Here is a 20,181-nt window from a genome sequence, read left to right as displayed (position 1 = left end):
ACCTGCATGGCGATCCGTTTTGGCAACGCCCCCTGTAGCTGGGGCACCATCGAAGGCTGGGGACAGGGCATCGGCTACAGCCAGATGCTCGACGAACTCAAGGCCAGCGGCTACCACGGCACCGAACTGGGCGACTGGGGCTACATGCCCACCGAGCCCGCCCGGCTTCGCCAGGAGCTGCAAACGCGCGGCCTGAGCATGCTGGGGGCCTACGAGGGGGTCTACCTGCTCGAGCCCGGCGAGCACGCCGCCGGCGAGGCCCGTGTGCTGCGGACCGCCCGCCTGCTGCAAAGCGTGGCCGATCTCAACGACAACTGGTCGCCCCTGGTGGTGCTGGCCGATGAGCACAGCCGCGACCCGGTGCGCTTCCAGCACGCCGGAAGAATCCGGCCCGAGCAGAGCCTGAGCGCCCAGCAGTGGAAGGTTTTTGCCGCAGGGGCCAGCCGCATCGCCCGAGCCGTCCACGATGAAACCGGGCTGCGCACGGTCTTTCACCACCACTGCGCCGGCTATGTGGAGACCCCCTGGGAGATCGAGGCCCTGCTCGAGCACACCGACGAACGGGTGCTGGGGCTGGTCTTCGACACCGGGCACTACCTGTACGGTACCGGCCTCAATGAGCCAGAAGGTGTGCTGGAGGGCCTCGAGCGCTTCAAGGATCGGCTCTGGTACGTGCACTACAAGGACTGCCACCCCCAAATTGCCAGCCGGGCCCGCCGCGAGGGCTGGAACTACAAGGAGGCCATCGGCCAGGGGGTGTTCTGTGAGCTGGGCCAGGGCCAGATCGATTTTGGCGCGGTGACCCGGAAGCTACAAGCACTGGGCTACGATGGCTGGATTACCGTGGAGCAGGACGTACTGCCCGGCATGGGCCAGCCCAAAGAGAGCGCCCAGCGCAACCGCGACTATCTGCGGAGGGTGACCGGGCTGTGAAGGCGCTCGAGTTCGACCTGATCACCATTGGGCGCTCGTCCATCGACCTCTACTCCACCGACATCGGCGCGGCGTTCCCCGATATCACCGCCTTCGGGGCCTACATCGGTGGAAGCCCCCTGAACATCGCGGTGGGCGCACGGCGGCTGGGCCTCAAAACCGCCCTTCTGACCGCGGTGGGGCCCGACAAGGTGGGGGAGTTCATCCTGGAGCGCCTCAGGCGCGAAGGGGTGGAGACCCGCTTCATCCCCCAGAAACCCGGCACCCGCAGCAGCGCGGTGGTGCTGGGTATCCAGCCACCCGACCGCTTCCCCATCACCTTCTACCGGGAGAACGCCGCCGATATCCAGCTCGGCATTGACGACGTGCTGGCCACCCCCATCGCCGCTTCCAGGGCCCTCCAGCTCTCGGGGGCGGCCCTGGCCAAGGAGCCCAGCCGCAGCGCCACTTTCTTCGCCGCTGAAGAGGCCAAAGCCGCCGGGGTTACGGTCTTTCTCGACCTGGACTTCCGGGCCGACCAGTGGCACGATCCCCGCGCCTACGGGGTGCAGGTGCGGGCGCTGCTGCCTCTGGTGGATGTGGCCATCGGCACCGAGGAGGAGGTCAACGCGGCCATGCTGCGCCGCCCCGAGGATCTCACCATCCGCGACTCGCAGATTACCGCCCCGGAGGTTCGCGGGAACCTGGAGGCCAATATTCGCGCGCTGCTGGCTAAAGGCCCGGGGGCCCTGGTGGTCAAGCGGGGGGCCCGGGGCTCGGAGGTCTGGTTACCGGACGGCAGCGTGGTACGGGCACCGGGCTTTCCGGTGGAGGTGCTGAGCGTGCTGGGGGCGGGCGATGCCTTCGCGGCGGGCTTCATCTACGGGCGCCTGCGGGGCTGGGACTGGTACCGCAGCGCTCGCATGGGCAACGCCTGTGGGGCCATCGTGGTCACGCGCATCGGCTGTGCCGACTTTACCCCTTACCTGGAGGAAGTTCTGGAGTTCATCGAGCAAAAGGGAGGTTTTTGATGCAGCCAGTGGGGGTTTGCACCTGGACGTTTGGCCCTTTGCCTTTAGAACAGATCGCCTCGAGGCTCCAGGATCTGGGGTTTGACGGGGTGGAGCTGCTGGGTGAGCTGCCGCTCGAGGCCAGCAAGGTACGGGCCGTTTTAGAGTCGCATGGGCTCAGGCTTTTCTCCCTCACCCCGGCCAACGTAGACCTGGCCCATCCCGACCCGGCCCGGCGGCTCGAGGCCCTGGACTATTACCATCGGCTGCTCGAGTTTGCCGCAGAAGCAGGCTGCCCGCTGGTCTCCTGCCACGGGGCGGTGGGGCGCTTTGCCCCGCTGGCGACGCAAGCCCAGGAATGGGCCTGGCTGGTAGAGGGCGTGGGTCAGATCTGTTCGCAGGCCAGGGCCTTGGGGCTCACGGTGGTCTTCGAGGTGCTCAACCGCTACGAGACCCACCTGGTAAACACTACCCAGGAAGCCCTGGCGCTGTTGTCGCAGGTAGGCCAGCCCAACCTGAAGGTGCTGCTGGATACCTACCACATGAACATCGAAGAGGCCAGCCTGCCCACGGCCATCCGCCAGGCCGGCCCCCACCTGGGCCTCTTTCACCTGGCCGACTCCAACCGCCGGGGGATTGGGGATGGGCATACCGACTTTGAGGGCATCTGGGCTGCGCTGCGGGAGGTGGGCTATACCGGCCCCCTCATCCTGGAGGCCACCGCCCCCGGCCCCCACCCCTTCACCCCGGTTAAGGGGGCAGGGTATCTCCAAACTTTGGAAGCCGATCTGAGCAAAAGCCTGCGCTGGCTACGGGCCAGGGCGCAGTAGTGGAGGAAGAGTGATATGTCCAGATCTTTTGGTGTAGCGTTGCTGGGTGCAGGCAGGATGGGCATGGAGCATGCCCGCACCCTGCTGGGAATTGCCGAGGCCAGGGTACTGGCCGTAGCCGACCCCAACCTGCAGGCCGCCGAGGCCGCCCGGCTCTTGTTACGGGCCGAGAAGACCTACCCCGACCCCGAGGAGGCCATCCACCACCCCGGCGTGGAGGCGGTGGTGATCGCCACACCCACCGATACCCACGCCCGCTACATCGAGCTTTCGGCCCTGGCGGGCAAGGCCATCTTCTGCGAGAAGCCGGTGGCCAAGGAGCTGGGGGAAACCCGGCGGGTTCTGGAAGTGGTAGAGCAGAAGGGCGTACCCTTCCAGATTGGCTTCCAGCGCCGCTACGACCCCCCCTACGCCCAGGCCAAGCGCAAGATCGAGGCCGGCGAGATTGGGCCAGTCGAGCAGTTCATCGCGGTGATGCGCGACCCGGCCCCGCCTCCCCTGGAGTACCTGCGCACCTCGGGCGGGCTCTTTGTAGATATGGCCATTCACGATATCGACTGCGCCCGGTTTCTGGTAGGCGAGGTGGAGGAGGTGCAGGCCTGGGGCGCAGTGCGGGTGGATCCCCGGATTGGCGAGGTTGGCGATGTGGACACCACCAACCTGAGCCTGCGCTTCGCCAACGGGGTGCTGGGGGTGATCCAGAACTCCCGCCGCGCCGTCTACGGCTACGATGTGCGCACCGAGGTCTTCGGGGCCAGGGGCAAGCTGGTGATGGACGCCACCCCCAAAACCCCTTTGTGGCAGTACGGCAGCGGCATCAGCGCCGACCACTACCACTTCTTTATGGATCGCTTCAAGGAGGCCTACCGGCTGGAGCTCGAGGCCTTCTTCCGCTCGCTGAGCCAGGGGGTGGCCCCCACGCCCGGCCCTCGGGATGCCCTCGAGTCCCTGCGCATCGCCGTGGCAGCCACCCGCAGCCTGCGGGAGGGCCGGGTGGTGCGGCTTTCGGAGGTGGTATGAGCACCGGGCACCACTTCAGACCTGTGGCGGGCCCCACCCCGCTCGAGGTCACCCCGGCCACGGCGGGCTGGCGCTACCTGTCGTTTGGGGTCTGGGCGCTGCAGGAAGGAGAAAGCCGCACAGGACAGACCGGGGGCCTCGAGGTGGCCCTGGTGCCCATAACTGGTGAGCTGGAAGTGCAGGTTGGCTCGGCGCTGTTCCACCTGAAGCGCCAGGATGTCTTCAGCGCGCTGCCCTCGGTGCTCTACCTGCCGCCGGCCAGCACCTACCGGGTGACGGCCCTGCAAGCAAGCGAGCTGGCCTGGGGCGGGGCCCCCGCCGAGGGGCGTTACCCCCTGCGCCTGTTCCAACCCCCCGAGATGCGGGTGGAGATGCGGGGTGGAGGCCCTGCGCTGCGCCAGGTCTCGCACATCCTGGGGCCCCACCTGCCCGCCGAGCGGCTGATCCTCTACGAGGTCTACACCCCTTCGGGCACCTGGTCGGGCTGGCCCCCCCACCGGCACGATGGGCAGATGGGCTCGCTGTACATTGAGGAGACCTACTACTACAAGGTGAGCCCCAAGAGCGGCTGGGCCATCCACCGCAACTACAGCCCCGAGGATGGCCTGGACGAGCTGCTGCTGGCCCACGACGGCGACCTGATCCTGGCCCCCAAAGGGTACCATCCGGTGGTGGCCCCCCCCGGCTCCAACGTCTACTACCTCAACTACATGGCCGGGGAAGCCCTGTGCGAACAGCGGGCCACCCCCCCGGTAGACGAACCCGACTGGGCCTGGATGCGACAGGACTGGTCGGGACGACCCATCACACTACCCATCGGCCAAAAGTAAGCGTATGTTGGGAGGGGTATGCGCAGCGAGGAACGCCGCAGCAAAATCATCGAGCTGCTGGAGCAAAAAGGCTCGGTACTGGTCGAGGATCTGGCGGCCCTGTTTGAGGTCAGCCAGGTCACCATCCGTAAAGATTTGAGCGAGCTCGAGGCCCGCGGTCTTCTGCACCGCACCCACGGCGGGGCCACCTACACCCACAAGAGCCTGTTCAACCCTTCCTTCAGGGAAAAAATCCACCTCCAGCAGGCCGAGAAACAGGCCATTGCCAGAGCTGCGCTGGAGCTGATCGAGGAGGGCGACACCCTGATTCTGGACGCCGGAAGCACCACCCTAGCCCTGGTGCGCCTGATGAAGCGGGCTTTTCGTTCCTTGTACATCATCACCAACTCGGTACCCATCGCCTCCGAGCTTTCCGAGACCCGCTGGGAGCTGCTTTTGACCGGCGGACTGGTGCGCCACCACAGCATGGCCCTGATCGGCCCTGCAGCGGTGCGCACCCTCGAGGTCTACCATGCCGACAAGGCTTTTATGTGCGCCACCGGGGTCTCCCTCCAGACCGGCTACACCACCCCCAACCCCTACGAGGCCCAGACCAAGCAGGCCATGCTCCGCGCCGCCGATACCCGCTACGCCCTGGTGGACTCGAGCAAGCTGGGCCGGGCCACCCTGGCCAGTTTTGCAGCCCTGGACGAGATAGACCTGCTCATCAGCGACGAGGGGGCCCCCAGGGATTTTTTGGCCCAGCTAGAACAGCGCAACCTGCCCTACAAGCTGGCCCCGCTGCGGGCCGAAACCCACCCCGCAGCGGTGTAGGTCGCCTATTCGAAGATCGCCCGCCCCACCCGCACCAGCGTGGCCCCCTCCTCCACCGCCACCTCGAGGTCGCCCGACATCCCCATGCTGCGCTCGGGTAACCCATAGCGGTCGGCCAGCCGGGAAAGCTGGGCAAAAATGGGCCGCACCGTCTCGGGGTTGTCGGTATAGGGGGCCACGGTCATCAGACCCTCCACCCGCAGCCCCTCCAGGGCCTGGATCTGGGCCATGGCCTGGGGCAGTTCTTCTTCCAAAAAACCATGCTTCTGGGGTTCGCGCCCCAGGTTGAGTTCCAGGAGCACCCGCTGCACCTTGCCATTTTCAAGGGCTTTGCGGGCCACCGCTTCGGCCAGGCGCAGCGAGTCTATGGAGTGGATTAGCTCGAAGCGCACTGCAAACTTGGCCTTGTTGCGCTGCAAGGGCCCGATAAAGTGCCACTCGGCCTCGAGCGCCTCCATCTTGGGCAGGGCCTCCTGAATGCGCGACTCTCCCAAAGGGAAGCGACCATAGCGCAGCACCTGTTCCTGAATCTCGGCCACCGAGTGTTCCTTGGTAACCGCCACCAGCCGGACACCCTTCGGATCCCGACCCACACGGCCGCAGGCTTTTGCAATACGCTCCAGGACAGCGGGAAGACTCATGGTGGGTACTTTATTGGAAATTTGCAGGGTCTTGGACGGCTCGAGGCCCTAAAAGCCCGGGCCGCCTCAGATGGCTGCCAGAATCCCCCGCACAAACCTGCGGAACAGCGCCCCGCTCCGGGCCGCGGTAGCCAGCACCTCCTGCTCGGTGGCGTGGTGGTCACGCTCGGGCACGGCCATATCGGTGATGGTGGAAAGACCCAGCACCCGGGCCCCCAGGTGCCGCAGGGCAATCACCTCGGGCACGGTGGACATCCCGATGGCGTCGGCCCCCAGGGTGCGCAGCAGCTTAAGCTCGGCCCGGCTGGCAAACTGCGGCCCCGGCCACCAGGCATACACGCCCTCGCGCAGGGTGAAGTCCTGGGCTCGAGCCACCTTATGGGCCAGCGCCCGCAGCTCTGGGTCGTAGGCGTCGAAGGTCACGGGGAAGCGCGGCCCCAGGCGTTCGTCATTCGGGCCAGTGAGGGGTGAGAGGGGCGCGTAGTTGATGTAATCGTTGTGCAGCATCAGCTCCCCGGCGTTCCAGTTGGGGTTGAGCCCCCCGGCCGCCGAGGTGATGAAAAAGGTTTTTGCTCCCAGGAAAAAGCCCACCCGCACGGGAAATGCGACCTGCGCTGCGGTGTAGCCTTCGTAGCAATGCACCCGGCCCTTGTAGGCCAGTACGTTTTTGCCCTCGAGCCGCCCCAAAATCAGCCTGCCCTCGTGCCCCGGCGCGGTGGACTGGGGGAAGTTGGGCAGCTCCACATACGGAAAACTCGCCACCACCTCAATCTCGTCCCCCAGTGGCCCCAGCCCCGAGCCCAGCACAATGCCCACCTCGGGTACAAAGTCGGTCTGGGCGCGAATGTGGTTGACGGTCTCTTGAATCTGGTCGTAAGTCGAGCGCATACCCCCACAATCTACCGCAAACATAGCCCCGGGAGCAGGGTAATACCGGATTCAAATAGATACCCAGGCTGTTCTTTTGATCACAGGCAGGCCGGTGTGGTAAATGCCTGACAAACATCGATCATACTTGTAGGGGCCGATACAGACCACGGGCTGTAGACCTGTGGCCTACAGCCCGTGGATCAAACAGCCGCTCTTAGGCTTCGCGCACGGGTTGTTCCGGACGCACCCCCGGACGGCGCGGGGCCAGGGGCGCTTGCTCGGCTTCGCGGCGGGCCTCCTCGAGGCGCTTGAGGGTCTTCTGATCCACCACCTGGGTGCCGCGCACGAAGTCGGAGCCGGTACCGGCGGGAATCAGCTTGCCCAGGATCACGTTCTCCTTCAGGCCAATGAGCTCGTCGAGCTTGCCGGCAATGGCGGCCTCGGTGAGCACGTGGGTGGTGTGCTGGAAGCTGGCCGCCGAGAGCCAGCTCTTGGTGGAGAGGGCGCTCTTGGTCACCCCCATCAGCACGGGCTTCCAGCTGGCCGGGGTCTTGCCTTCGGCCATCAGGGCTTCGTTGGCCGATTCCACATCCCACTTCTCGATGACCTGGCCCTCCAGGTAGCGGCTATCGCCGGGGTCGGTGATCTCGACGTACTTGAGCATCTGCCGCACGATGACCTCGATGTGCTTGTCGTGCAGCTTCACGCCCTGGGCCCGGTAGACGCGCTGGATCTCGTCGGTCAGGTAGCGCTCCACCGCCTCGGGGCCTTTGGCCTCCAGAAGCTGGTGGGGGTCAATGGCCCCACGGGTCAGGGGCTGGCCGGCCTCCACCGTTTCGCCCTCCTTGACGGTAATACGGGCGTCCTTGGGCACCTTGTACTCCTTGGAGAAGCCCTCGCTGGTGACGTAGATGATCACCTTGTCCTCGAGCTCCTCGATGTGCACGGTTCCGTCGATCTCGGCGATGACCGCCTTGACCTTGGGCCGGCGGGCCTCAAAGAGCTCGATCACACGGGGCAGACCCTGGGTGATGTCGGTGCCAGTGGCCACACCGCCGGTGTGGAAGGTGCGCATGGTGAGCTGGGTGCCGGGCTCGCCGATGGACTCGGCGGCCACCACCCCCACGCTCTCGCCGATCGAGACCAGCTTGGCCGCCGACAGATCCCAGCCGTAGCACTGCTGGCAGACCCCGTAGCGGGTGCGGCAGGTCAGGGGCGAGCGCACCGGCACCTCCTCGATCAGGCGCTCTTCGGCGGCCTTGATGATGAAGCCCACGTCCTCGAGGCTGAGCTGGTGCCCCTCGGGGAAGACCCGGCCCCTCACTTCGATCTCGCGGGCCAGGGTGCGGCCGTACAGGCCCGACTCGATGTCGCTCTTCTTGCGCAGGCGCTTGTTGCGGAAGGCCTCGTCGAACTGCAGGAGGGGCACCGAGATGTAGTCGGGCGTGCCGCAGTCGGCCTCCCGCACGATCACCTCGTGGGCCACGTCGTGCAGCTTGCGGGTGAGATACCCGGAGTCGGCGGTGCGCAGCGCGGTGTCGGCCCCACCCTTACGAGCCCCGTGGGTGGAGATGAAGTACTCCAGCACCGTGAGACCCTCGCGGAAGGAGGCCTTGACCGGCACCGGGTAGGTCTCGCCGGAGGGCTTGGCCATCAGGCCGCGCATCCCGGAGATCTGGCGGATCTGCTGGGGGTTCCCCCGGGCCCCCGACTGGCTCATCACATAAAGCGGGTTGAAGGGGTAGTTTTCCTCGAAGTTCTTGAACACCGCGCTGGTGACCTTCTCGGTGGTCTGGCTCCAGAGCTGCAGAATCTGCTGGAAGCGCTCCTCCTCGGTCATCATGCCCATCTCGAAGGCCTGCTCGATCTGGGCCAGCTTGGCATCGGCCTCCTGCAGGTACTGCTTCTTCTCCGCCGGGATCACCGCATCGTCGATCCCGATGGTGATGCCCGAGGTGGTGGAAAGCACAAAGCCGTAGTACTTGAGGGCGTCCAGCAGTTTGGCGGTTTTCTCGATCCCCAGCAGCAGGAAGCTCTTGTAGACCAGGTCTTTGAGCGAGTTCTTCTCCTGGGCCACCTCGAGGTTCACCAGCTCCTGGGCCTTCTCGGGGTCCTCGATGGCCTCGCTCACAATCCGCAGGAAGAGCATCCGGCCCGGCGAGGTTTCCAAAAGCTTGTCGCCCAGGCGCACCGTGACCACGTCCTGGTGATCCACCACCCCGCTCTGCACGGCCAGCAGGGCCTCGTCGATGCTGCTGAAGACGTACTTCAGGCAGCCCACGCTGGTCTCCTTGCCGGCCACCTTGATCCGGGCGTTGAGGGCCACCCGGCCTTCCTCATAGGCCTGGATGGCCTCCTCGGGAGTAGCGAACTCCAGGCCCTGGCCCTTCTTCTCACGGCGCAGCTGGGTGATGTAGTACAGGCCCAGGATGATATCGCGGGCCGGCTTGGCCACCGGCTCCCCCGAGGCCGGCGAGAGGATGTTGTGCGAGGAGAGCATCTGCACGCGGGCCTCGGCCTGGGCGTAGCTGGACAGCGGCACGTGCACGGCCATCTGGTCGCCGTCGAAGTCGGCGTTGAAGGCCTCACAGACCAAGGGGTGCAGCTGGATGCTCTGCCCCTCCACCAGAACCGGCTGGAAGGCCTGAATGCCCAGGCGGTGCAGGGTGGGGGCACGGTTCAGGAGCACCACCTTGCCGTGGATGACCTCTTCCAAAGCGTCCCAGACCTCGTCTTTGATGTCACGGGAACGCTCCAGCATCTTGCGGGCGCTCTTGACGTTGTTGGCGATGCCCTTCTCCTCCATTTTCTTGAGCAAAAAGGGCTTGAAGAGCTCCAGGGCCATGCGCTTGGGCAGGCCGCACTGGTGCAGTTTGAGCTGCGGCCCCACCACAATCACCGAGCGGCCCGAGTAGTCCACGCGCTTGCCCAGCAGGTTCTGGCGGAAGCGGCCCTGCTTGCCCGAGAGGATGTCGGTGAGGGAGCGCAGGGCCCGGTCGGAGCCGGGGTTGGTGACCGGCGTGCCCCGGCGCCCGTTGTCCAGCAGGGCATCCACGGCTTCCTGCAGCATCCGCTTCTCGTTGCGGATGATCATCTCGGGCGCACCCTGCGAGAGGAGCTTTTTCAGGCGGTTGTTGCGGTTGATCAGGCGGCGGTAGAGGTCGTTGAGGTCGGAGGTAGCAAAACGCCCGCCGTCCACCTGCACCATGGGGCGCAGGTCGGGCGGCAGCACCGGCACGGCCTCGAGGATCATCCACTCGGGGCGGTTGCCGGAGTCGCGGAAGGCCCGTACCACCTCCAGGCGTTTTCTAGCCTTGGCCCGCCGGGCCCGGCTGGGGTGTTTCATCTCTTCGACCAGCTCGGCCTCGAGCACGCCCAGGTCAATCTCCTTGAGCAGCTCCTGAATGGCCTGGGCCCCCATCTTGGCGTCGATGTCGTAGGACTCGATCACCCGCACCGCCATGCGGATGAAGTCCACCTCCACCCGGCCGTAGATCTCCGAGGTCACCTTGCCGCCATCGGCCAGGGCATCGCCGGGCGAGACCCGGTCACCGTTGGTCACCTCCACATCGTCTTCGAAGGGGTAGAGCTTGGCCTTCATCACCACGATGGAGGCCGGCTCGTGCAGGTGCACCACCCCGTCGGCCTCGGCGTAGACCTCTTCCTCCGGCTCAATGGCCCCCACCAGCTTGTCGCCTTTGCGTACCTGGGTGCCCTCCCCCACCAGCACGTGCATATGGGGCTGGAGGGGGTAGTCCACCACCCGGACGCGCTCGAGGGTAAGGCTGAGATGCACCTCTTTTTTGGAGGCATCGGCCACCAGCTTTACAACCTTGCGGCCCCGGGGCATCCGGAGCTGCCCCTTGCCCTGGGCCAGCACATCGCCGTTACCAACCAGCTCACCCTGCCCTACCTTGAGGTGCATACCGGCAGGGATGAGGTAGGTGGCGACAAGGTCTTCGTTATCCGGGTCGAGGATGTGCAGCAGGGCCCCATCGCCGATCTCCTCCACCTTCACCACGCCCGCGTGCTCGCTCACGATCTGGTAGGAGTCCTCGAGCTCGGCCAGGGGCTCACCCGGCTTGTAGGTCTCCTGTTCAATCCAGGCTGCCTTGGGCAGGGTCAGGCTGGCCCGCTCGGTCTCGATGTACTCCAGGCGGATGCGGCGGGGGAAGCGGAAGAGCACCAGCCCGTCCATCTTGCTCACCACACCGGGGGCCAGTTCCTGGCCCTTCTTCACCTCGTCCCCGTCTTTGACAAAGGTCTCAACCCCGGCTGGGATGGTGTAGGTTTCCTGACGGCCAAAGCGCAGCTCGCGGTACTCGTCGTCGGTGAGGAGCTGGCGCTTTTGCACCGGCACACCGCCCAGCATGGCCCCTTTGGGATCGATGGTGATGTACTTGGCAAAGTACAGCACCTGCTCGAGCTCCTGGGCCGACAGGTCGAGTAGGGTGCCGATCTTGCTGGGTACGTCCTTGACGTACCAGATGTGGGCCACCGGGGTAGCAAGCTCCACATGGCCCATGCGGTAGCGCCGCACGATGCTCTTGGTAACCTCCACCCCACAGCGCTCGCACACCTTCCCCTCGAAGCGCTGCCGCTTGTACTTGCCGCAGGCGCACTCGTAGTCCTTTTGCGGCCCGAAGATGCGCTCGTCAAAAAGCCCGTCGCGCTCAGGCTTCAGGGTGCGGTAGTTGATGGTCTCGGGTTTTTCAACCTCACCATAGCTCCAGCTCCGAATCTTCTCGGGGGAGGCCAGGCCGATTCGTACCTTACGAACTTCTCGTTTAATCATCGCTCACTCCGTGCACTGCCTCTTTCAATAGATCTGGGCCCCTTGCAGTTGGTACCCTCGCTATAGGGCTTGACCTTCGAGCATCAATGCCTATCGCCTGCTGGCCAGCCCTTCAAAGATATCCAGGTGGCGGGAATTTTCGTCGTAGGTCTCCACATCCAGACCCAGCGACTGCAACTCCTTCACCAGCACCCTGAAGCTCTCCGGCACGCTGGCCTCGGGCACATCCTCGCCCTTGACCACGGCCTCGTAAGCCGCGTTGCGCCCTTCAATATCGTCGGATTTGATGGTGAGGATTTCCTGCAAGGTATGGGCCGCTCCGTAGGCCTCCAGCGCCCACACCTCCATCTCCCCGAAGCGCTGCCCACCAAACTGGGCCTTGCCACCCAGGGGCTGCTGGGTGATGAGCGAGTAGGGGCCAGTGGAGCGCGCGTGCATCTTGTCTTCCACCATGTGGTAAAGCTTCATGATGTACATCACGCCCACCACAATTGGGGCCTCGATGGGCTCACCCGTGCGGCCGTCGTAAAGCACGCTCTTACCCTGCTGGAACACCTCACGCAGCTGCTCCACCTCACTGGCCTCGGCACTCACCAGCCCCAGCTTGGCGGCTCGAGCCAGCACCTCCCGCTCGCGGTTATCCAGGCCAAAACCAGCCTGGATGCGGGCTTCCCACTTCTTATCGAAGGCCTTGCCCAGCAGCTGCTTGATCTCTTCCTCGGTAATACCATCAAATACCGGGGTAATAAACTTCAGGCCCAGCTCGTAACCCGCCAGCCCCAGGTGGGTTTCCAGGATCTGGCCCAGGTTCATACGGCTGGGTACGCCCAGCGGGTTGAGCACGATATCCACCGGCGTGCCGTCGGGCATGTGCGGCATATCTTCGGGCGGCAGAATCTTGGAGACCACCCCCTTGTTTCCGTGGCGGTTGGCCAGCTTGTCGCCCACCTGAAGCTTGCGTTTCTGGGCCACATACACCCGCACCACCTCGCGCACACCCGGCTTGAGCTCCACCCCAGGGTCGCCCCGGCGCAGGCGCAGGGTGCGCACCACGATGCCACCTTCACCGGGCGGCACCCGCAGGGAAGTGTCCTTCACGTCGCGGGCCTTCTCCCCGAAGATGCTGCGCAACAGCCGCTCCTCGGGGGTGGGCTCGGTCTCACCCTTGAAGCTGGTGCGGCCCACCAGGATATCCCCGGCCTTGACCTCGGCCCCAATCCGCACCACGCCGTCCTCGTCCAGGTCGCGCAAAGCGGCTTCGGAGAGGTTGGGGATATCGCGGGTGATGCGCTCGGGGCCCAGCTTGGTGTCGCGGGCCTCGATCTCGTAGCGCTCGATGTGCACCGAGGTGTAGAAGTCGCGGCGCAGGAGATCTTCGGAGATGACGATCGCGTCTTCGTAGTTGTAGCCATCAAAGGGCATGATGGCTAGCAGGATGTTTTGTCCCAAGGCCAGGTAGCCCTCCTCGGAGGCCGGGCCATCGGCCAGCAGCTCGCCCTTGCGCACCTTCTGGCCTTTGGAGACTCGAGGCCGCTGGTCGAGGGCCGTGCCCTGGTTCGAACGGATAAAGCGGCGCAGATTGAACTCGTACAGGCCCTTGTCTTCACCCCTGACCAGGATTTTGGAGCCGTCCACGTACTCCACCACCCCATCCACCGGGGAATACAGCGAGGTGAGGGAGTCGCGCACCACCCGCTCCTCCACCCCGGTCATGACCACCGGGCTTTGTGCACGCAAGAGCGGCACCGCCTGGGCCTGCATGTTCGAGCCCATCAGGGCACGGTTGGCGTCGTCGTGCTCGAGGAAGGGAATCAGGTTGGTGTTCACCGAGAAAATCTGCTTGGGTGAAACGTCCATGTATTCCACTTCCTCCGGACGCATGACCATCGGCTCGCCCTTCTTGCGCACCACCACCTGCTGGGTATCGAAGTAGCCGTCGGGCTTGAGGGGCGTGTTGGCCTGGGCAATGGCGTAGCGGTCTTCTTCGGTAGCGGTCATGAAGTCGACCTGGTCGGTAACCCGCCCGCCCACCACCTTGCGGTAAGGGGTGAGGATAAAGCCCAGATCGTTGATGCGGCCAAAGGAGGCCAGCGAGGAGATCAGACCGATGTTGGCACCTTCGGGGGTTTCGATGGGGCAGATGCGGCCGTAGTGGGTGCGGTGCACGTCGCGCACGTCGAAGCCGGCCCGTTCACGGGTCAGGCCGCCCGGCCCCAGGGCAGAGATGCGACGCTTGTGGCGCAGCTCCGAGAGGGGGTTGGTCTGGTCTTTGAACTGGCTGAGCTGGCTGCGGCCAAAAAACTCCCGGATGGCTGCCACCAGCGGGCGGTTGTTGACCAGCTTGGCCGGGGTGGCGCTTTCGGGGGAGCCCAGCAGCATACGCTCACGAACCCCTCGAGCCAGGCGCGAGAGCCCCACCCGGAACTGGTCGGCCAAGAGCTCGCCCACCGTGCGAATGCGGCGGTTGCCCAGGTGGTCGATGTCGTCGGCCTCATAGCCAGGCTTCCCGCTCTGCAGAGCAAACAGGTACTTGAGCACCGGCAGCAAGGCCTCGTCCTTGAACTCGCCGTTTTCGAACCTAATCAGCATGCGGCCCGAGAGCTGAATACCCAGCTTTTGTTGGGCTTTGTATTTGCCCGCTTCACCCAGATCGTAGCGGCGCGGGTCAGACAACAGCGAGTGCAGGTAGGTGATGGCCTTATCGCGCTTGGGCGGGTCGCCCGGGCGCAGCTCGGTGAAAAGCTTGAGGAGGGCCTCGTCCACCCCCATCTCAAGGGCCTTGATTCCACGGAACTGGGCTTCCAGCAGGCCCGGCAGCAGGTCGGGGTAATCGGCCAGCTCCTTGCCCAGGGCCTCGGCGGTAAAACCCAGCACCCGCAGCAGCAGGGCCAGGGGGAATTTCTTCTTGTTGACCTTCATCACCACCACCCCGGACTGCTCGAACTCGAGGTCAATCCAGGGGCCGCGCTTGGGCAGGGGAATCACCGAGGCCACGAACCTGCCCGGACGCGTCTGGTCTGCGGTGAAGTACACCCCTGGCGAGCGGTGGATCTGTGAAACGATCACCCGATCGGCCCCATTCACGATAAAGGAGCCGTCCTGGGTCATGAGGGGCAGGTCGCCCAGAAAGACTTCATCTTCCTTGAGCAAGCCGGTGTCCTTATGTACCAGCAGCAGTTTGGCGTATAGCGGCGCTTGGTAGGTGAGGTCTTTCTCCCGGCACTCGTCCTGATCGAAGGGGGGTTCACCCAGGCGGTACTCGAGAAAATCCAGCACCAGCCCCCGCCCCTTCTCACCCTCCTCGATGGGGAAGGTCTCTTTAAAAGCCGCTTGCAGGCCAATGTTTTCCCGCTTGGAAGGGGGTACGTCGGCCTGTAAGGCTTTGGTGAACGAGTCGACCTGAATCTCGGTGAGGGGTGGAAGGGGAATGACTTCGTTAATCTTGCCGAACCGCTCTATCTTCATCAAAACACCTCTTAACCCGTGGGCTTTGGCTGCACGCAGGCGGTGCAGCTACGGCTTGCTTGGGGTCGCTGGGGGGTTTTCGTAAGCTAACAGGGTTCTTCCGCAGGCGAAAACTCCCTGCGGCGGCTGGCTCTTACGCTGTTTGTGGGTCACACTCGAGGTGCAGGCCACAAAACACAAACGCTAGTGTAGCACAACTACACGTAAAGGCACAATACGCGCACCTCACCGTTCGGCTCTATAGCCAGATTGTAACACAGGACGAGGTGTTTGAGGAGAACCGTTGACCCAGCAAGGCCTTCGGCTTTCGCCCGAGCAGCGTAGAGTTTCCATCCGACCCGCAGACCGGCCTGCCTACAAGGCCGAGGGCTCGAGCTTCTCCTTGCCGAAATAAGGCTGCACAGCCTTGGGAACATTCACGGTGCCATCCTCGTTCTGGTGATTTTCCAGCAGCATCACTAAGATCCTGGGGGTCGCCAAAGCGGTGTTGTTGAGCGTGTAGGCGTAGTGTATTTTGCCGCGTTCGTCGCGGTAGCGGAGGCCCGCCCGCCGGGCCTGCCAGTCGAGCAGCGCCGAGCAGGAATGGGTCTCGCGGTAGCGGTTTTCACTGGGCACCCAGGTCTCGAGGTCTACCTGGCGGTACTTGCCCAGCCCCATATCCCCGGTGGATACCTCGATCACCCGGTAGGGCAGCTCGAGGGCCTGCAAAATGCCCTCGGAGATCGAAAGCATCGTCTCGAACCAGCGATTCGATTCGTCCAGATCGGCCTTACATAGCACGTACTGCTCCACCTTGTTGAACTGGTGAACGCGCATCAGGCCCCGCACATCCCTTCCAGCGGAACCGGCCTCACTGCGAAAACAGGGGGAGAGCGCGCAATAGGTTCGGGGGAGCTCTGACTCTGCGAGAATTTCCCCCGCGTGCAGGTAGTTCAACAGCACCTCGGCGGTGCCCGCCAGGTAGACCTCCCCCCCATCCACCGAGTAGACCTGATCGCGGGCGGCGGGAAACTGTCCGTGGGCGTAAAGCGCCTCCTCTTTGGTCAGGCTGGGCACGCTCATCGGTGTGAAGCCAGCCTGGATCATCCGGTCGAGCGCAAAGCGCAGCAGGGCCTGCTCGTAGACCATCAGATCACCCTTGAGGATGTAAGAACGCGAGCCAGAAACCTTAGCGGCGCGCTCAAAATCACCCCAGCCGTTCTTTTCTATCAAGGCCACGTGATCCAGCGGTTCGAACAGAAAGGTTCGCGGATTGCCATGCACGCGCGTCTCGACGTTAAAGGAGTCGTCCGGCCCCACCGGGGCCCCTTCCCAGGGAAGGGTGGGGGTCAGGTAGAGGAGCTGCTTGAGCTGGGCCTCGAGGGTGCGCAACCGGGGCTCGAGTTCAGCCAGCTGGCGGCCGATCTCTTTACCCCGCTCGATCATGGCCGCCCGCTCTTCCGGCTTGGCCCTGGCCGCTGCCTTGGCGTTGGCGTTGCGTTCGGCCTGTATTTTTTCAATGGTGCGCTTGAGGGCCTGCACCTCCTGGTCGAGCTCGAGCAGCTTGTCGAGCTCGAGGGTAAGCCCTTTTTTTTCTATGGCCTGACGAACAGCTTCGGGGTTCTCGCGGATGAATTTGATGTCTAGCATAAAAAGTCCAAGGGTGCTTGGTCGGCTCTTCTAGTACAAAACGCATCGGCTATTCAATAACCCTGGGCACTTTAAACTGGCCCTCGTGCACTTCTATAGCCACCGACAGGGCCTGCTCCTGGGTGAGCGAGGGGCGAACCTGATCGGCCCGCAGGCGGTTGGTGGTCTCTACCGGCCGGGCCATCTCGGGCAAGCCCTCGGTGTTCAGCTCGCTCAATTTTTCAAAAAAGCCTACAATCGAGCGCAATTCGCCCTCGAGCTTGGCCTCTTCCTGCGGTGTAAGGGCAAGCCGCGAAAGCCTGCTCAGATGTTTCACCAGCTCCGGCGTAATCTCCATGCGTGCCATTCTAACGCCCGCAAGGCGGGAGGGTACACGGGCTTGACATCACAGGACAGTCTATCTAGACTCACATCTATCCGCGCTGGGGCGCGGCCACAATCAGTCAAGTTCTTTTATCCAGAGCGATGGAGGGATTCGGCCCTGCGAAGTCGCAGCAACCCACAAAAAGCCTCTGCTCATCACCAGATGGCTTTTTGCAAGGTGCTAATTCCGGCCCAACTGCTGAACGTTGTAGGCACACGATGTTCAAGGCTAGGCATAGCCTGGCGGTTGGGAAAGATAAGAGAAGGGAGCGCGCAAAAAGTGGCGCAGCGGAATGTCAAAGCCGTACCCCCTTCCAGTCATAAAAGAACGTCTGGTAGGGGGTTTTGCTATAGCAAAACTCCTACCAAAAAGCGCCCCAAATCCCACGCGGATCATTCCCATCGGAGCAGACGGCCCAGGCCGCTGTTCGCTGGGTGGTAGGAGAGCAGCATGTCGCAAAAACACCGTTTCGAGACCCTGCAACTACACGCCGGCTATAGCCCCGACCCCACCACCGGGGCCCGTCAGGTGCCCATCTACGCCACCACCTCGTACCAGTTCAAGGACGCCGACCACGCCGCCCGGCTCTTTGGGTTGCAGGAGTTCGGCAACATTTATACCCGCATCATGAACCCCACCACCGATGTGCTGGAGAAGCGCATCGCGGCCCTCGAGGGGGGGGTGGCGGCCCTGGCTACCAGCTCGGGCCATGCCGCGCAGTTCCTGGCCATTACCAACATCGCCCAGGCTGGCGATAACTTTGTTTCTACCCCCAACCTTTACGGTGGCAGCATCAACCAGTTCAAAGTGACGCTGCCCCGGCTTGGCATTGAAAGCCGCTTTACTGACAGTGCGGAGAGCGTGGACGATTTCATCCGTCTGACCGACGACAAAACCCGCTTCTGGTACCTGGAGTCGCTGGGCAACCCGGCCCTCAACATCCCCGACTTCGAGCTCATCGCCCAGGCCGCCCAGGAGCGGGGCATCGCCCTGATTGTGGACAACACCTTTGGGCACGGGGGCTACCTCTTCCGCCCCATCGAGTGGGGGGCCAACGTGGTAACCCACTCCGGTACCAAATGGATTGGGGGGCACGGTGCGGCCATCGCCGGTCTGATTGTGGATGGGGGCAACTTCAACTGGGACAACGGGCGCTACCCCCTGATTACCCAGCCCCAGCCCGGCTACCACGGCCTCGAGCTGCACAAGGCCCTGGGCAACCTGGCCTTCATCATCAAGGCCCGCGTGGACGGCCTGCGCGACCAGGGGCAGTGCCTGGGGCCTTTCGAGGCTTTCCTGCTGCTCCTGGGCCTCGAGACCCTCTCGCTGCGCTCCGAGCGGCACGTGCAAAACACCCTGGCCCTGGCCCACTGGCTGCGTGAGCAGGACGAGGTGGCCTGGGTCAACTACCCCGGCCTGGACGATCACCCCAGCTACGCCAAAGCCCAGAAGTACTTCAAGGGCAAGCCGGGCTCGGTGCTTACCTTCGGCCTCAAGGGTGGGTACGAGGCCGCCAAGAGCTTCATCAACCGGCTCGAGCTGGTCTCCCACCTAGCCAATGTGGGCGATACCCGCACCCTGGCGATTCATCCCGCCTCCACCACCCATTCCCAGCTATCGCCGGAGGAGCAGGTGCGCGCCGGGGTCAACCCCGAGCTGGTGCGGATTAGCGTGGGGCTGGAAGCCATCGAAGACATCCAAGCCGATCTCAAGCAAGCCCTGCGCTCGCGGGTGGGCGTCTGACCCCCGCGTTCGGTCTACCGAGGGCGCATAAGATGACCGATCTACTTATTCAAGAGGCCTGGGGCGACCATGAAGCCCTGCTGATCAAGCCACCCAAAAGCCGGGGCCGGGTACCGCCACCGGTACCGGCCCAGGCCCTGGTGGCCGGTGGTTTCCGCCTCGAGTACGGCGGTGTACTGCCTGAACTGCGCATGCGCTACGAGACCTACGGCCAGCTTAACTTTGAGCGCAGCAATGCGGTGTTGGTGTTTCACGCCTGGACAGGCTCGGCGCATCTGGCCGGAACCTACACCCAGGAAACCCTGCGCAGCCTGCCCAAACTGGATCAGGCCTTCGGGCCCGAGGGCTGGTGGGACGAGCTGGCTGGGCCGGGCCGGATGCTGGATACCGATAAATATTTCGTTATCTGCGCCAATCACATCGGCAGCTGCTATGGCTCAACCGGCCCCCTCTCACAGAACCCCGAGACCGGACGCCCGTATGGCCCGGAGTTTCCCAAGCTGACCGTGCGCGACCTGGCTCGAGCCCAGGCCAAGCTGCTGGACTTTCTGGGCATCGAAAAGGTGACCTTGCTGGGCGGCAGCCTGGGGGGGATGGTGGCGCTCGAGTTCGCCCTGCTGTACCCCGAGCGGGTAAACAAGATGGTGGTGCTGGCCGCGCCGCCGGTGCACAGCCCCTGGGCCCGGGCTTTTAACCGGCTTTCACGCGAAGCAGTGCTGGCCGATCCCGGCTACCGGGGCGGCTATTACACCGAGCAGCCCTTAGGGCTTCAACTAGGACGGGCCATCGCCATGCTCTCTTTTCGCTCCCCCGATTCCTTCCGGCTGCGCTGGCAGCAGCACCCCGAGCGGGGGGAGAGCTATGTGCTATACCAGGGGGAAAAATTTGCCCGGCGCTTCGATGCCAACGCCTACCTCACCCTATCGGAGGCCATGGACACCCACGATGTGGGCCGCGGGCGTGGGGGCCTCGAGGCGGCCCTCCGCCAGCTAAAGCATATCCCCAGCCTGTTCGTTGGCATCGATACCGATGTGCTCTACACCGCTCAGGAAGTCCGTGAGATGGCCGCTCTGAGCGGCGGCATCTACCGTGAAATTCACAGCCCGCATGGGCACGACGCCTTTCTAATCGAGACCGACCAGGTGGAGCGCATTCTGGGCGATTTTCTGTAGCACCGCGCCCGGGGCAATCCCGCGAGTGGGTGGCGCTATGCGCGCCATCCACCGCGTTTTTCAGCACCCCGCCCTTCGAACCCGCCC

At 64.1% G+C, this 20,181-nt stretch carries 14 protein-coding genes and 1 riboswitch; of the genes, 8 read left to right on the top strand and 6 right to left on the bottom strand.

The annotated features are described in order from the left end of the window. Positions 1-6: 6 nt before the first annotated feature. Genes MTAI_RS06415 through MTAI_RS06390 form a run of 6 tightly spaced genes read left to right on the top strand, consistent with a single transcriptional unit; the run spans position 7 to position 5,415 of the window. Positions 7-933, top strand: a complete 927-nt coding sequence (locus MTAI_RS06415; protein ID WP_027886718.1) for a TIM barrel protein — start codon at positions 7-9, stop codon at positions 931-933. Further along, on the top strand, positions 930-1,943 hold the full coding sequence (gene iolC, locus MTAI_RS06410; RefSeq protein WP_027886719.1) for a 5-dehydro-2-deoxygluconokinase: 1,014 nt from the start codon (positions 930-932) through the stop codon (positions 1,941-1,943). Before MTAI_RS06415 ends, iolC begins: the two co-directional genes overlap by 4 nt. Further along, positions 1,943-2,752: a sugar phosphate isomerase/epimerase family protein gene (locus tag MTAI_RS06405; protein ID WP_036196800.1), complete on the top strand. Its 810-nt coding sequence runs from the start codon at positions 1,943-1,945 to the stop codon at positions 2,750-2,752. The genes iolC and MTAI_RS06405 overlap by 1 nt, the downstream gene beginning before the upstream one ends. Before the next feature lie 15 nt (positions 2,753-2,767). Next, on the top strand, positions 2,768-3,772 hold the full coding sequence (gene iolG, locus MTAI_RS06400) for an inositol 2-dehydrogenase (RefSeq protein WP_051349787.1): 1,005 nt from the start codon (positions 2,768-2,770) through the stop codon (positions 3,770-3,772). After that, positions 3,769-4,602 (top strand): 5-deoxy-glucuronate isomerase, encoded by an 834-nt coding sequence (gene iolB, locus MTAI_RS06395; protein WP_027886722.1) that lies wholly within the window; start codon positions 3,769-3,771, stop codon positions 4,600-4,602. The genes iolG and iolB overlap by 4 nt, the downstream gene beginning before the upstream one ends. Before the next feature lie 18 nt (positions 4,603-4,620). Beyond that, positions 4,621-5,415: a DeoR/GlpR family DNA-binding transcription regulator gene (locus MTAI_RS06390; RefSeq protein WP_027886723.1), complete on the top strand. Its 795-nt coding sequence runs from the start codon at positions 4,621-4,623 to the stop codon at positions 5,413-5,415. Between the two features lie 5 nt (positions 5,416-5,420). Here MTAI_RS06390 and MTAI_RS06385 read toward each other — a convergent pair whose 3' ends face one another. From MTAI_RS06385 to gatC, 6 genes are all read right to left on the bottom strand, one after another. Beyond that, positions 5,421-6,056 carry a YggS family pyridoxal phosphate-dependent enzyme gene (locus MTAI_RS06385; protein WP_027886724.1) on the bottom strand — a complete coding sequence of 212 codons (636 nt, stop codon included), beginning with the start codon at positions 6,054-6,056 and terminating at the stop codon, positions 5,421-5,423. 66 nt (positions 6,057-6,122) lie between these two features. Continuing rightward, entirely contained in the window at positions 6,123-6,944 is an 822-nt protein-coding gene (locus tag MTAI_RS06380) for a purine-nucleoside phosphorylase (RefSeq protein ID WP_027886725.1), read from the bottom strand. A 196-nt stretch (positions 6,945-7,140) separates the two neighbouring features. Next, the gene (gene rpoC, locus MTAI_RS06375; RefSeq protein ID WP_027886726.1) at positions 7,141-11,718 is read right to left on the bottom strand and encodes a DNA-directed RNA polymerase subunit beta'; all 4,578 of its coding nucleotides are present in this window, start codon (positions 11,716-11,718) and stop codon (positions 7,141-7,143) included. Positions 11,719-11,811: 93 nt separating this feature from the next. Then, positions 11,812-15,186, bottom strand: a complete 3,375-nt coding sequence (rpoB, locus tag MTAI_RS06370; protein ID WP_027886727.1) for a DNA-directed RNA polymerase subunit beta — start codon at positions 15,184-15,186, stop codon at positions 11,812-11,814. A 354-nt stretch (positions 15,187-15,540) separates the two neighbouring features. After that, positions 15,541-16,815 carry a serine--tRNA ligase gene (serS, locus tag MTAI_RS06365; RefSeq protein ID WP_027886728.1) on the bottom strand — a complete coding sequence of 425 codons (1,275 nt, stop codon included), beginning with the start codon at positions 16,813-16,815 and terminating at the stop codon, positions 15,541-15,543. A gap of 49 nt (positions 16,816-16,864) precedes the next feature. Further along, positions 16,865-17,152, bottom strand: a complete 288-nt coding sequence (gene gatC, locus MTAI_RS06360) for an Asp-tRNA(Asn)/Glu-tRNA(Gln) amidotransferase subunit GatC (protein WP_027886729.1) — start codon at positions 17,150-17,152, stop codon at positions 16,865-16,867. A 113-nt stretch (positions 17,153-17,265) separates the two neighbouring features. Continuing rightward, a riboswitch (SAM riboswitch) is annotated at positions 17,266-17,391 on the top strand. Positions 17,392-17,629: 238 nt separating this feature from the next. Between gatC and MTAI_RS06355 the strand changes: the two genes are divergently transcribed. Continuing rightward, the gene (locus tag MTAI_RS06355; RefSeq protein WP_027886730.1) at positions 17,630-18,922 is read left to right on the top strand and encodes an O-acetylhomoserine aminocarboxypropyltransferase/cysteine synthase family protein; all 1,293 of its coding nucleotides are present in this window, start codon (positions 17,630-17,632) and stop codon (positions 18,920-18,922) included. 32 nt (positions 18,923-18,954) lie between these two features. Further along, positions 18,955-20,094 (top strand): homoserine O-acetyltransferase MetX, encoded by a 1,140-nt coding sequence (metX, locus tag MTAI_RS06350; protein WP_027886731.1) that lies wholly within the window; start codon positions 18,955-18,957, stop codon positions 20,092-20,094. Positions 20,095-20,181: the final 87 nt, after the last annotated feature.

It is taken from the genome of Meiothermus taiwanensis WR-220, from assembly GCF_003568585.1.
Taxonomy (GTDB): domain Bacteria; phylum Deinococcota; class Deinococci; order Deinococcales; family Thermaceae; genus Meiothermus; species Meiothermus taiwanensis.
Note: the sequence above shows the minus strand (reverse complement) of the source record. Positions and strands in the feature narration are given on the sequence as shown.